This window comes from Glutamicibacter sp. GQ173 (assembly GCF_059759215.1).
In genome coordinates, this window is the sequence record NZ_JCAXDT010000005.1 from 193,316 (window position 1) to 206,378 (window position 13,063).

Annotated in this window: 11 protein-coding genes; 6 read left to right on the forward strand and 5 right to left on the reverse strand. The window is 60.2% G+C overall.

The genetic code is table 11. From position 1 onward, the window contains the following. Nucleotides 1-11: 11 nt before the first annotated feature. Complete coding sequence (gene hpaD, locus AC6CHO_RS10085) at nucleotides 12-1,109, forward strand: 3,4-dihydroxyphenylacetate 2,3-dioxygenase (protein ID WP_498214964.1); 1,098 nt, start codon at nucleotides 12-14, stop codon at nucleotides 1,107-1,109. 101 nt (nucleotides 1,110-1,210) lie between these two features. Beyond that, the gene (locus AC6CHO_RS10090; RefSeq protein WP_498214885.1) at nucleotides 1,211-1,936 is read left to right on the forward strand and encodes a phosphoribosyltransferase; all 726 of its coding nucleotides are present in this window, start codon (nucleotides 1,211-1,213) and stop codon (nucleotides 1,934-1,936) included. 76 nt (nucleotides 1,937-2,012) lie between these two features. On the opposite strand, the gene AC6CHO_RS10095 is transcribed toward AC6CHO_RS10090, so the two are convergent. Both AC6CHO_RS10095 and AC6CHO_RS10100 read right to left on the reverse strand, forming a co-directional pair. Further along, the gene (locus AC6CHO_RS10095) at nucleotides 2,013-3,326 is read right to left on the reverse strand and encodes an MFS transporter (RefSeq protein WP_498214886.1); all 1,314 of its coding nucleotides are present in this window, start codon (nucleotides 3,324-3,326) and stop codon (nucleotides 2,013-2,015) included. 8 nt (nucleotides 3,327-3,334) lie between these two features. Continuing rightward, nucleotides 3,335-4,750 (reverse strand): M20 family metallopeptidase, encoded by a 1,416-nt coding sequence (locus AC6CHO_RS10100; RefSeq protein WP_498214887.1) that lies wholly within the window; start codon nucleotides 4,748-4,750, stop codon nucleotides 3,335-3,337. A 127-nt stretch (nucleotides 4,751-4,877) separates the two neighbouring features. On the opposite strand from AC6CHO_RS10100, the gene AC6CHO_RS10105 reads away from it, so the two are divergent. Continuing rightward, entirely contained in the window at nucleotides 4,878-5,774 is an 897-nt protein-coding gene (locus AC6CHO_RS10105) for a LysR family transcriptional regulator (RefSeq protein ID WP_498214888.1), read from the forward strand. Nucleotides 5,775-5,798: 24 nt separating this feature from the next. Here the strand turns inward: AC6CHO_RS10105 and AC6CHO_RS10110 are convergent, their stop codons facing one another. Further along, the gene (locus AC6CHO_RS10110) at nucleotides 5,799-6,500 is read right to left on the reverse strand and encodes a FadR/GntR family transcriptional regulator (protein ID WP_498214965.1); all 702 of its coding nucleotides are present in this window, start codon (nucleotides 6,498-6,500) and stop codon (nucleotides 5,799-5,801) included. Between the two features lie 161 nt (nucleotides 6,501-6,661). Here AC6CHO_RS10110 and AC6CHO_RS10115 point away from each other — a divergent pair, with 161 nt between their 5' ends. Genes AC6CHO_RS10115 through AC6CHO_RS10125 form a run of 3 tightly spaced genes read left to right on the forward strand, consistent with a single transcriptional unit; the run spans nucleotide 6,662 to nucleotide 10,802 of the window. Then, on the forward strand, nucleotides 6,662-8,023 hold the full coding sequence (locus AC6CHO_RS10115) for an SLC13 family permease (RefSeq protein ID WP_498214889.1): 1,362 nt from the start codon (nucleotides 6,662-6,664) through the stop codon (nucleotides 8,021-8,023). 44 nt (nucleotides 8,024-8,067) lie between these two features. Beyond that, nucleotides 8,068-9,297, forward strand: coding sequence for a CaiB/BaiF CoA transferase family protein (locus AC6CHO_RS10120; RefSeq protein WP_498214890.1), 1,230 nt, complete (start codon nucleotides 8,068-8,070; stop codon nucleotides 9,295-9,297). Continuing rightward, complete coding sequence (locus tag AC6CHO_RS10125) at nucleotides 9,294-10,802, forward strand: carboxyl transferase domain-containing protein (RefSeq protein WP_498214891.1); 1,509 nt, start codon at nucleotides 9,294-9,296, stop codon at nucleotides 10,800-10,802. The genes AC6CHO_RS10120 and AC6CHO_RS10125 overlap by 4 nt, the downstream gene beginning before the upstream one ends. A gap of 74 nt (nucleotides 10,803-10,876) precedes the next feature. On the opposite strand, the gene AC6CHO_RS10130 is transcribed toward AC6CHO_RS10125, so the two are convergent. Together AC6CHO_RS10130 and AC6CHO_RS10135 are read right to left on the reverse strand one after the other, a co-directional pair. Continuing rightward, on the reverse strand, nucleotides 10,877-11,869 hold the full coding sequence (locus tag AC6CHO_RS10130; RefSeq protein ID WP_498214892.1) for an NAD(P)-dependent oxidoreductase: 993 nt from the start codon (nucleotides 11,867-11,869) through the stop codon (nucleotides 10,877-10,879). A gap of 11 nt (nucleotides 11,870-11,880) precedes the next feature. Beyond that, nucleotides 11,881-12,981 carry an isocitrate/isopropylmalate dehydrogenase family protein gene (locus AC6CHO_RS10135; protein WP_498214893.1) on the reverse strand — a complete coding sequence of 367 codons (1,101 nt, stop codon included), beginning with the start codon at nucleotides 12,979-12,981 and terminating at the stop codon, nucleotides 11,881-11,883. Between the last annotated feature and the right edge of the window lie 82 nt (nucleotides 12,982-13,063).

Below are 13,063 nucleotides of genomic sequence, written 5' to 3' on the forward strand. Positions count from 1 at the left end.
TGAGCAAAGAGATCGAGAACCCGATTCCCACCCCTTCGGTTCCAGCACCGGATATCCTGCGCTGCGCCTACGCCGAACTGGTGGTCACCGACCTGGAGCGCTCGCGCAACTTCTACGTTGACGTTCTGGGCCTGCATGTCTCCTACGAGGACAAGAACCAGATCTACCTGCGTTCCTTCGAGGAATTCATCCACCACAACCTGGTGCTGACCAAGGGCCCGGTGGCCGCGTTGAAGGCCATGGCCTTCCGTGTCCGCTCCAACGAGGACGTGGACAAGGCCGAGGCCTACTACAAGGAATTGGGCTGCCGCACCGAGCGCCGCACCGAAGGCTTCGTCAAGGGCATCGGAGACGCGGTGCGCGTGGAGGATCCGCTGGGCTTCCCCTACGAGTTCTTCTTCGAAACCACCCACGTTGAGCGCCTGCACATGCGCTACGACCTGTACTCGGCCGGCGAATTGGTCCGCCTGGACCACTTCAACCAGGTCACCCCGAATGTGCCTCGTGGCCGCGCCTACCTCGAGGACCTGGGCTTCCGCGTCACCGAGGACATCCAGGACGATGAAGGCACCACCTATGCAGCCTGGATGCACCGCAAGGGCACCGTGCACGACACCGCGCTGACCGGTGGCAACGGCCCGCGCCTGCACCACGTGGCCTTCTCCACCCACGAGAAGCACAACATCATCCAGATCTGCGACAAGATGGGCGCCCTGCGCATCTCGGATCGCATCGAGCGCGGCCCGGGCCGCCATGGCGTGTCCAACGCGTTCTACCTGTACATCCTGGATCCAGATGACCACCGCATCGAGATCTACACCCAGGACTACTACACCGGCGACCCGGACAACCCGACCATCACCTGGAACGTGCATGACAACCAGCGCCGCGACTGGTGGGGCAACCCGGTTGTTCCATCCTGGTACACCGAAGCTTCCAAGGTCCTGGACCTGGACGGCAACGTGCAGGAAGTCGTCGAGCGCACCGATGACTCCGAGCTGGAAGTCACCATTGGCGCCGACGGCTTTTCCTACACCCGTGCCGGTGACGAAGACGGCTCGTACCACGGGCAGGCTTCCAAGGGCTTCAAGCTGGGCAACCAGCTCTAAGCGCCAATAGCCATCAAGGGCTCTCGTGTTCCGGGCGGATTATTCCGTTCAGATCAGGGGAGCCCTCTGGCGTTTCTCCTAGCTGGCCACCTGGCGGGTGAATGAACCGCTTGAATTTCTGGCTGTTGCTATTCATTTCGCTGACTTTGGGCAAGACTGGAACCATGGTCAGTGAAAACAGTTCCAAGTTTGACGACCGTAGCCACGCCGGAGCCGCGTTGGGCATGAAGCTGGCCACGACCTTGCCCGCTGGCGAGTACACGGTGCTGGGGCTATTGCGCGGCGGCGTTCCCATCGCGTACGAAGTAGCCCAGGCATTGGGCGCTCGCTTGGGTGTCTTGGCGGTGCGAAAGCTCGGAGTGCCCAATAATCCGGAATTGGCCTTCGGCGCCATCGCACAGTACTCCGCCGTCGGCGGCCGCTACCTCAATGCCGAGGTGCACCGTCGGGCTTTGCAGTATTTTGGGCCAGAGGAGCTGGCCTCGGTGGAAAATGGAACCCATGCCGATTTGCTGGCCCTGGCCCACGCGTTCCGGGCCTATGCACCGGATCTGGCGGGACAATCCGTGATTCTCTGCGACGACGGCATCGCCACCGGGGCAACGATGAAAGCCTCGCTGGAACTCGTTGCCCAGCTGCATCCCCAGTCCATCATCGTCGCGTCCCCGGTGATTGCCCCGGAAACCCTCACCGAACTGGCTCCGCTGGCGGATGGGCTGGTTGAGCTGCTCAAGCCGCACCGCTTTGGAGCTGTCGGTGCGTTCTACAAGGACTTCAGCCAGGTCGATCAAGACAACGTTCTCAAGCTGCTGGGTGCCGGTTCTTGAAGGCAGTACAACAAACGGCCAGCAACCTTTGCGGTTGCTGGCCGTTGTGCTTTGCACCCTTTTTCCAAGACCTCATTCAGCGTACTGACCGGAAGCGGAATGCCGCTCCCAAGGCCGTGATGCTGACGATGGACAGGACGGCGAGATAGTATCCCGGCGCCACCGGCTGTCCCGTCGTTTCAATCAGGAATGCACAGATCATCGGGGTGAACCCGCCAAAGACCGCCACTGCCGCGTTGTAGCTGAATGACAGGCCCGTGGCCCGGACCGAGCCGGTAAACACGTCGGCCATGACCGAAGGCAGCGCCCCGAAATACAAGGCCTTGAGCAGTCCAAGAATCGTCATCACCACGGCCAGGACCAGGAAGCTCTTGCCTGCGATGAGCCAGAGGAACAGCGGAATCGTCAACAGGACAATCCCGATGACTGCAGGGATCATGATTTTCAGGCGGCCGTACCGGTCCGACAGGTGGCCGACGACTGGAGTCGCGAAGGTGAGGATCATGCCAGAAATAATCAATGATGAAAATGATACGGACGGATTCATGCCCAGCTGCTTGATCCCGAAAGTCGGCATGTATTGCAGGACGAAGTTCAACGCAGTCGAGATGGCCAGGGCACCACCGGCAATCAGCACCGAAACCTTATGCGACCGGAATAGCTGCTGCACCGGCGCATGATTTTGCTTCGTGCCGCCCTCAGCCTGCTGGTCGTCGGCCTTCTCAATCGGCGCCTCGTCAACATGCCGGCGGATCCACCATCCGGCGGGACCCACCAGCAGTCCGACGAAGAACGGAATGCGCCATGCCCAGTCGTTCATTTGCTCTGTAGTGAAGACGCTGGTCAGTATGACGACCGTGATTGCAGCCATCAGCGCGCCAAGCCCCTGGCTGGCAAACTGGAAACTTCCCAAGAAGCCCTTGCGCCCCTTGTTTTGGGCCAGCAGGTACGAGGTTGCTGCTCCGAATTCGCCGCCGGCCGAGAATCCCTGGACCAGTCGGCCAACGATCAGCCCCAGCGGAGCCAGCAGCCCGATAGTTCCATAACCAGGCATGAAAGCGATGATTGCGGTGCCCACTACCATCAATCTGATGGTGAGGATCAGGCCTTTTTTCATTCCCTTGCGGTCTGCATAGGAGCCGAGCACCAAGCCACCCAGCGGCCGGATCAGGTAGGAGATCCCGAAGACGGCAAACGCCTGGATTACTTCCACGGCCGCATTCTCCGAGGGGAAGAAATTATGCCCGATGTAGATGGCCAGCAGCGCATAGATGGACATGTCGTACCATTCCAGGGCATTGCCAATGGTGGCCGCCGCAATGCCTCGTGCCGCGGACTGGCGTGCAGGCGCGGGAACTTCCGCGACCAAATCTCGTTGTTGCTTGTCCATGCTGGTTCCTATATCTTTCCACTGGCCAGCGCGCTTGCGCTCGGCGCGTCTTGGCGCGTTCCCAGATCGTGGAACAGGCCGCACATCATTTGCACTCCTTCGCGCAGGACCGATTCCAGCGCATGTTCGTTGGGGCCGTGCTGCTGGCACCCAGGGTAGGAATGCGGAATCCAGAGGGTCGGCAACCCCAGCGTGGATTCGAAAACGGCGTTGGGAAGCGAGCCGCCAATATTCGGCAGGATCGTGGTGGGCTGGCCGGTGGTTTTTTCCAGGGAATTGCTCGCCCATTGCACCCACGGATTCTCCGGTTCAATACGGCTTGCCGGAAAACATTGGCCCATGCTCAATTGCACCATCGAATACCCGGCGTCATCCAAGGCCCGGCGAATCGCCGATTCGATCTTGTCGGTGTTTGTTCCGACGACAAACCGCAGCTGCAGAACTGCCCGCGCTTGTCCAGGTATCGCATTCACTGGCACCTGGACATCCGCCGAGTTCATCGCCAGGACTTCCAAGGTGTTCCACCCATAGAGCCGCTCGGCGGCGCTCAGGCTCGTATCCGCCCAGCCTGCCGCCACTTCTGGATCCTGTTTTCCCTGCCCGACTTGAACCGGCGCCAATACCTCGCGCACGGAGTCCGGCAAGCTGTCCGGCAGCAATTCAGGGACCCTGATACGTCCGTGGCCATCTACGAGTGTTCCAATCGCGCCGGCCAGTGTCGTCGCTGGATTGCGCAGCAACCCGCCCCAGTTTCCCGAGTGGTATCCGCCTTGGCGCAGGGGAACGCTCAGCTCAAAGGTCGCCCCGCCGCGTGCTCCGAGGAAGATGGTGGGCTTGTCCGCGCTCTGCCGCGGACCATCCGAGGCAATGAAGACATCCGCCTCAAGCAGTTCGCGATGCGCCGCGGCATATTCATCCAGCTGGGGCGATCCGATTTCCTCCCCGGCCTCGAAGAGGAAGGTGATGTTGAATCCCAGGGATCCTTGTTCTGCCAGGATCAGCTCGATGGCTTTGAGGTTCACCAGATGCTGGCCCTTGTTATCGGCGGCGCCGCGCCCATACCAGCGGTCCCCCTCAGCACACAGCTCAAAGGGATCCCGCCCCGCGTCCCACTGTCCGGCTTGCCCGTCAACCACATCCGCATGCCCATAGCACAGCACCGTCGGGTACTGCTGAGCCTCGATGCGAGTGGCGATCAGAAAGGAATTTCCTGAACCCTGCCAATTCAGATCCGTAGTCACTGAGAAGCCCATGGCTTCGAATCGTTCAAGGAGAATGCCGTCGAGATATGCGTTGACAGCAACGCTTTGCGCGGGGTCGCTGCTCACCGTCGGCCGTGCTACCAGCTGCGAAAGTTCATTGAACAACTCCCCAGAGTCGGCGAACTGCTCCGCTTTTTCCAATAGCTCATGTCTCGTTGCCACGATTTCCCCTCGATGGTTTCCTGTACTGGAGATCACATTACGAGACCAGGAGGGGCTTGAACCAGTGCCGTTTCGAGCACTAGGTTTGACTTAAAGACAAACCTACTCAGAACGAGAGTTCAGCAATATGCAAACGCTACCCACCGCCCTGCGTTATTTCCATGAGGTGGCTACCACCGGGTCGATCTCCGAGGCAGCTGAAACCCAGCACGTTTCCCCCTCGGCGATTAGCCGGCAAATCAGCCAGCTTGAACGGCAGATAGGCTCTCCGGTGTTTCGCCGGCATGCCCGCGGCATGGAACTCACTGATGCAGGAGTACTTTTGCTCACCCATACCCGTCGAGTCCAGGCGGAGGGCGAGCAGCTTCTCCAGGACCTCGGCCAGATCTCCAGCGGAATTTCACGGAGCATCAAAGTCGTCAGCTCCGAAGGGCTGGCCGCCTCGGTCACCCCGAGGGCGATCGCCGCGTTCTGCAAGCTCCATCCTCAAGTGTCGGTGCACCTGACGGTGCTTCCATCAGCTGACGCGGCGCGCCAGATCGTCGAGGGGACCGCGGATATAGCGACGGTCTTCACCCTGGGGTTGCAACGCGATGTGCAAGTCGAGTGCTCCCGCCCCGCCCCGGCCTATGCGGTCCTTGCCACAGGTCATCCTCTGGCGGGCAAATCCCAGATCTCGCTGGAGGAGTTGTGCTGCTATCCCCTGTCCATGACCGCCAAGGGCATTACCCAGCGCGAGCTGTTCGACATTGCGATGTCCATGGCAGGGTTGACCCCGAACATTGCGTTGACGACGGACCATATCAACCCGGCGATGGAATTCGCGCGCTCGGGCGCGGGAGTGACGCTCTTGAGCCAATTCGCGCGGGACAGCGCATTGAGCGAGGGCTTGGAGTTCATCCGCATTGACCATCCAGCTTTCGCCGAACGCACGGCGCAGATTCTGACAATGCCCCGCCGCCGCCAGCCCGCCTTGGTAACGGCACTGATCCAGCACATCACCGATGTCATGAAGAGCAACTAGCCAGCACGGGCAGCAGACAGGAATCTACTGGATTTCCTTCAGCAGGGCCACGTCGGAAACAAGCTCGATGTGCTCCTGCATCGCCTCGGCTGCCGCCTGCGGGTCTCCGGCAGCAATGGCCTCAGTGATTTTCCGGTGCGATTCCAAGGACCGTTCCGGGCGCCCCGGCTGCCCCAGGGATTCCAAGCGCGTTTCGAGCACCATTTCAGCGATGAAAGTCATCAATTTCTGCAGGACCGACGATTTCGCTGCCCCGGTAATGGCCTCATGGAAAAGCTCGTCGCCCTTTTCACCGCGGTCCCCAGCCGCAATCTCCTGGGCCATCACTTCCAGCGCGTGGTTAATGCGCTTGAGGTCATCGTCGGTGCGCCGCTCTGCGGCGAGCCATGCCAATTTCACTTCCAGGGTGCTGCGCGCTTCAACAATATCTGGAAGCCGGTTCTTGTGTTCATGCAGCTCTCGCAAGACCGTCGCGACTGTGGGACGGTACACCAAGACGGCACCGGTTCCGTGCTTGACGTCTATGACGCCCAAGACCTCCAGCGCGACCAACGCCTGCGCCAAGGTAGCCCGGGAAACGCCCAGCTGGTCCGCTAGTTCCCGTTCGGCCGGCAGATGGTCCCCAGGCCCCAGCCGCTCTTCTTCCACGAAGGCCAAGATCTGCTGCATGAGCTGCTCATAGAGCCTGGGGCGTTGCACCTTGGCAAAAGCCCTAGGCTTCTTGATTTCAGCCACGTTCACTCCTTTTGATGTGTCCTAGATCAAACTTACACCGAAATTTTGCTTGACAAGACACTCTGAGTCTAGGAGGCTAGGCCAGTGAGCCAGTGACTCCTGTCACACAAAAATCCACTCGCTTTGCGGCCTTCACGAAAAGGATATTCCCCATGTCTGTCGCGCTAGTCTCCATCATCATCTTGGCGGTGATGTTCATCATCGCCACGATGTTCCCCATCAACATGGGGGCCTTGGCCTTTGTCGGAGCGTTCCTGCTCGGCGCCGTCTTCCTTGGGATGGACACCAAGGACATCCTCGCCAGCTTCCCTGGCGGGCTCTTCCTCACCCTCGTGGGTGTCACCTATCTCTTTGCCATAGCGCAAAATAACGGCACCATCGACATCCTCGTCGACAAGGCCGTCAAATTGGTCGATAGCCGGATCTCGTTGATCCCCTGGGTCATGTTCGCCATCACCGCAGCCATCACCGCCATTGGCGCACTGGGCCCGGCAGCGGTCGCAATCATCGCGCCCATCGGCCTGAACTTCGCACAGCGCTACAAGATCAACCCGCTGATGATGGGCATGCTCATCGTTCACGGCGCCCAGGCTGGCGGCTTCTCCCCCATCGCGGTCTATGGCGTCATTGTCAACGGGCTCATTGAAAAAGCCGGATTCGATTTCAGCCCCACCGCGCTGTTCCTCACCAGCTTCATCTTCAACCTGGTCATCGCCATCGTCTTGTTCCTGGTCCTGGGCGGTCGCCAGCTAGCTGGCCAGCGTGCCGGAGCCATTGCCGAACGAGTTGCCGAAGCACGGCTGAAGGTTTCTGCCGGCGCCCACGCCGCAGATGTCGATTTCAAGGGCAGCGGCTCGGGCACCTACGGTCCCCGCGATCCCGCCGGCGACGGCGCCGCGCCGAAGGCACCAGGACAGCGTTTTGGCCAGATCATGACCATCATCGGCCTGATCGCACTGGCCGTCATCGCCCTGGGCTTCAAGGTCGATGTTGGATTCGTATCAATCACCATCGCCGTGTTCCTCGCACTGGTGAACCCGGCTGGGCAAAAGGGCGCCGTCAACAAGATCAGCTGGTCCACCGTGCTGTTGATCTGCGGCATGCTCACCTTTGTTGGGGTACTGGAAGAAGCGGGAACTATCGAATATGTTTCCAACGGCGTTGCCAACCTTGGCGCACCGCTGCTGGCGGGCCTGCTGATCTGCTACATCGGCGCCGTGGTCTCCGCCTTCGCTTCATCCACCGCCATCCTGGCCGCGCTGATCCCGCTGGCCATCCCGTTCCTGAACACCGGCTCCATCAGCGCCACCGGCCTGATCTGCGCCTTGGCCATTGCCTCCACCGTCGTGGACGTCTCGCCTTTCTCCACCAACGGCGCGCTGGTTCTTGCCAATGCTCCCGAAGGCACGGACAAGGAGCGCTTCTACAAGCAGGTCTTGGGCTACGGCGGCATCGTCGTTCTGGCCGGACCGGTTGTGGCGTGGGCACTGCTGGTGCTGCCCGGCTGGCTGTAGACGATCATCCCCACCACTGAGCTGAATAATTCGAGGAGGATCCATTGAGTTCCCTGACTGCCGAAGATACGACAATCCACGGCGCCGCCACCGGACCGCTGAGCGGCTACGTGGTACTAGACCTCACCCGCGCATTGGCCGGCCCCCATGCCGGAATGATGATGGGCGATCTCGGGGCTAAGGTCATCAAGATCGAAACCGTTGGCACCGGAGATGACACCCGAGGCTGGGGTCCGCCCTTTGTCGGCCCGGAAGACAACCGCCAGGCCACCTATTTCCTGTCCTGCAACCGCAATAAGCTCTCCCTGTCGCTGAATCTGAAAGATCAGGAACACAAGGAGAAGCTGGTGGAGCTCATCAAGAACAGCGACGTCCTGATGGAGAACTTCCGCACCGGCGTGCTGGACCGGCTGGGCTTCAGTGTCCAGGTTCTGCACGAGCTCAACCCCCGGCTGGTCATCTTGTCCATCACCGGATTCGGGCACGACGGGCCCGAAGCCCATCGCAGCGGCTACGACCAGATCTTGCAGGGGGAAGCCGGCCTGATGTCCATCACTGGTTCAGGCCCGGAGGATCCGCAGAAAGTCGGAGTGCCCATCGCAGACCTGCTCTCCGGCATGTACGGTGCCTATGGCGCACTGGCAGCCCTGCTGGAGCGGGAGAGCACCGGGCGCGGCCAGGTCGTGCGCACCTCGCTGCTGGCATCGATCGTTGGGGTGCACGCTTTCCAGGGAACGCGCGCCACCGTGGCCGGGCAAAACCCCAAGGCCATCGGCAACCACCACCCTTCCATTGCCCCCTACGGCCTATACGGCTGCAAGGATTCCAAGGTGCAGATCAGCATCGGCAGTGAAAAGCTCTGGCAGAATTTTGCCAGCGCCTTTGGCCTGCCCGCAGATGACCCGCGCTTTGCCAGCAATTCCGACCGGGTGGAGAACCGTCCGGCACTCAACGAGCTCATCGAACAGGCATTCTCCACCTACGACGCAGCAGAATTACTCAGAACCCTCGATGAAGCGGGGATCCCCTCGGGCAAGGTCCGCACCATTGAAGAAGTCTATGAATGGGACCAGGTGAAATCCCAAGGACTCATCGTCGAGGTGGAACATGAGGTACTGGGCAAAATCAATCTGCCCGGCCCACCGCTGCGCTTCTTCGATCCAGCCACCAACAACGAAACCACGCGCACGGCGCACAGTGCCCCGCCGGTGCTCAACGCCAACGCCCAGGAAATCGAACAGTGGCTGGCTTCCCGAAAGGACGAAACCCCATGAGCACCAGAACCTTGCGCATTAACGCGGCCACACTCCTGGATACTGTTTTGGACCAGGACTCCTACGAGTCCTGGGACCAGGCCCCGCGGCAGCCCAAGCTCAGCGCCCAGTACGCCGCAGACCTGGAAGCGGCCGCTGCCAAGAGCGGCACCGACGAGGCAGTCATCACCGGCAAAGGCCGGATCCACGGGCGCGAGGTCGCGGTCATCGTTTCGGAGTTCAATTTCCTGGCTGGTTCCATTGGACAGGCAGCGGCACAACGCATTGTGGCGGCGATTCAGCGCGCCACTGCCGAAAAGCTGCCGCTGCTGGCAGGTCCTGCGTCTGGCGGCACCCGCATGCAAGAGGGCACTCTCGCGTTTTTGGGCATGGTGCCCATCACCGATGCGGTGCGCCGGCATAAGGAGGCGGGACTTCCCTACCTGGTCTACCTGCGCCACCCGACTACCGGTGGGGTCATGGCTTCTTGGGGATCATTGGGCCATATCACCGTGGCCGAGCCCGGCGCGCTGCTGGGCTTCTTGGGCCCGCGCGTCTATGAAGCTCTATATGGCCAAAAGTTCCCGGACGGGGTGCAGATTTCAGAGAATCTTTTCCGCAAGGGGCTGATTGACGCGGTGGTCCCGCCCCAAGAACTGCCGAACCTGATCGCTCGTGCCCTGTCCGTCTTGCAGCCAGCATCAACCGGTGGCCGATTCCCGGCTCCGGCCGGCCGGCCCTATGTGCGCGAGGCCAAGGACGTGTGGGCTTCGGTGCAGCTAAGCCGCAACCCGCGCCGTCCCGATACCCGCATGCTGCTGGCCTCGGCCAATGAGGCAATGCCCCTGAACGGCACCGGCCAAGGCGAAAAGGATCCGGGGTTGATCCTGGCCTTGGCACGATTTGGCGATCAACCCTGCGTGGTCCTCGGGCAGCAACGGCCACGGCATCCGGAGACGGCCAGCCTGGGGCCGGCATCATTGCGCGAAGCCCGCCGTGGCATGCAATTAGCCCAAGAGCTCAAGCTTCCCTTGGTGACCATCATCGACACCACCGGCGCCGAACTCTCCGTGCAGTCTGAAGAAGGCGGATTGGCGGGGGAAATCGCGCGCTCGCTCAGTGAACTGATTGGCCTGAGCTCCCCTTCCGTCTCTGTGCTGCTGGGACAGGGCACAGGAGGCGCCGCGTTGGCACTGCTTCCTGCGGATCGGACGCTGGCGGCCGAAAATTCCTGGCTATCTCCGCTGCCGCCGGAAGGCGCCAGCGCCATAATCCACCGCACGACAGACCGCGCCGCGGAAATGGCCAGGCAGCAAAAGATCGGTGTTCCGGACCTGTGCAGTTTCGGGCTCGTTGACCATGTGGTGGAGGAACAGAACGATGCTGCCAGCCGCCCGCGAGAGTTCTGCCAGGAACTGGGCGCAGCGATCGCCGCAGAAATCTCGCTAGCCCGGGCCATCCCTGATGCTCATCGGCTCGCTCGACGACAGCTGAAGTTCCAGAACCTCGGCGAAGCCGCCGACTAGGGGGTTCCAGTGATTCAGAGGTTCGAACCCCGTGAGGTTCGAACTTCTGAATCGTTTGCGCCGTTGAATTGTTGCTAGCTGGTGGCCTGGATGGATGGGGCTCGCTTGATATCGGTAACAACTCCACGAGGCGCTTCACCACGCATCACCGCGTCGATGTTCTCCCATGCCGTGGCAATGCGGCGCTGAACGTTTTCCCAGCCAACGCCAGCCATGTGCGGGGTGCAAATCACCTGCGGCAAGCTGAGCAGTCCACTGTCCAGATTCAGCGGTTCGCGGTCGAAGACATCCAACCCGGCCCCGGCAATTTTCATCTCCTGCAGAGCCTTCAGCAAGGCTTCTTCGTCAATGACTTCGCCGCGCCCCACGTTGACCAGCACCGCGCTTTCCTTCATGAGGGCAAGTTCTTTTTCACAGATCAGCTTGGACGTTCCGTCGTTCAACGGAAGACTCACACTGACAACATCTGATTCGCGCATCAGCGTCTCGAGCGAAACCTGCTTCGCCGAAATGAGCTCCGCGACAGTCAGCGGTATTTCCGCATTGTCGTAATAGATGACGTTGGCCCCAAAGCCGTGGTGCACAACTTTGCCGATCCATCGGCCGATGTTTCCCAGTCCGACAATGCCGACAGTTTTGTTGTACAGCTCAGCGTAGGAGGCCTCCTGCAGGTCCTGGCGCCATTTGCCCTCACGCAAGAGCTGCGAGGATACGGGAATTCTGCGAAGCAGCGACAAGATGAGCGTGAGAGCATGCTCTGCGACGGAAATGGAGTGGGTCTTCATCTGGGCCACTGGAATTGCCAAGTCGTTGAGCACCTCCAGAGGCAGCTGGCCATAGCCAGAACTCATGTATTGAATAAACTTGGCTTGTCGGGCGGCTCGGAAAACTTGCTCGGGAACTTCAATTCCGGAAATGATGAAGTCCGCGTTATCAGCTTCCAAGCACAGTTCGTTGACGCTGGTGTCGGGTGCCATCACCGTGAGGCTGAAGCCCTCGGGTGTGGCTGCGTGCATTCCCTCGACATAGTCAGCAAGCGGGTTGATGAAGAGAACTTTATAAGTCATCTCTGGATCTCCTAGGCCTTGGCCGCTGCGGGCACTTGAGCGATGGAATGCAGGGCATTGAGCACTGCTTCGGTGACGTCTTCGGTGCTTGCCTCTCCTCCGAGGTCTTTGGGCTGCGGACCGTTGGCCAATACGTGCTCTACCGCTTCATTGATTCCGCGTGCCGCCGCGATTAGCTGTGCATCATTGTTTTTCTGTCCCAGCCAATCAAGCATCATGGCCGCAGAAAGAATCATGGCGATGGGGTTGGCGACGCCAGTACCTGCAATATCTGGCGCGCTCCCATGTGAGGGCTGGAAGACCCCATGCTGTTCGCTGACGTCAGCCGATGGAGCGACGCCCAAGCCGCCGACCAAGCCTGCCGCGATTTCCGAGGTGACGTCGCCAAAAATGTTTTCACTGACAATTACGTCGAAACGCTCTGGGTCGGTCACCATGTACATTGCGCCGGCATCGATATAGAACTTGTTGCTCTCCACGTCGGAATTTCTGGCTGCGACCTCGTCGAAGACTTTTTCCATCAGCACGTTGCTTCGCAGCGCGTTCGACTTATGCAAGAGCGTCACACATCCCGGGGTACCGCGATTCTTGCGGGCTCGTGCTTGTTCGAAAGCCATGTCGAAGAGCTTCTCACTGGTCGCCCGCGTGATCGTCATGCGGTCTGTTGCCTCTTCGTTGCTCGGTGCATGTTTGTCATGCAGGCCAGCAAACATGCCCTCCGAAGTTTCGCGAATCACCAGCATGTCAACATTCTTGGCCTTGACTGCTGAATTGACGCCAGCGAATAAACGAGCCGGGCGAAGGCTGGCGAAGAGCTTGTAGTGCGCTCGCATCTCCACCTGAGCACCGAGTTCTAGTCCCTCTGGGCCTCGAACATCGGGGAGCCCCATGGCTCCGAAAAGCACTGCGTCGGTTTTGCCGATTTCGTCCATGTCCTTCTCAGTGATCTTGCGTCCAGTTCGACGATAGAGATCCGCAGAGAAATCGTAGTCGGTGTAGTTCAGGGTGTACCCAAAAGCGTCCGCTCCTTGGTCGAGCACTGACCTAGCAGCGTCAACAACTTCAGGACCGATGCCGTCACCCGGGATCACGGAAATTTCGTAGTGCGCCATTGCATACCTTCCTTTTCAACTATTCCCATAGAATGGGATTTCATTGCTATTTAGTGGGAATACGATATCAGTAGCTGAGATG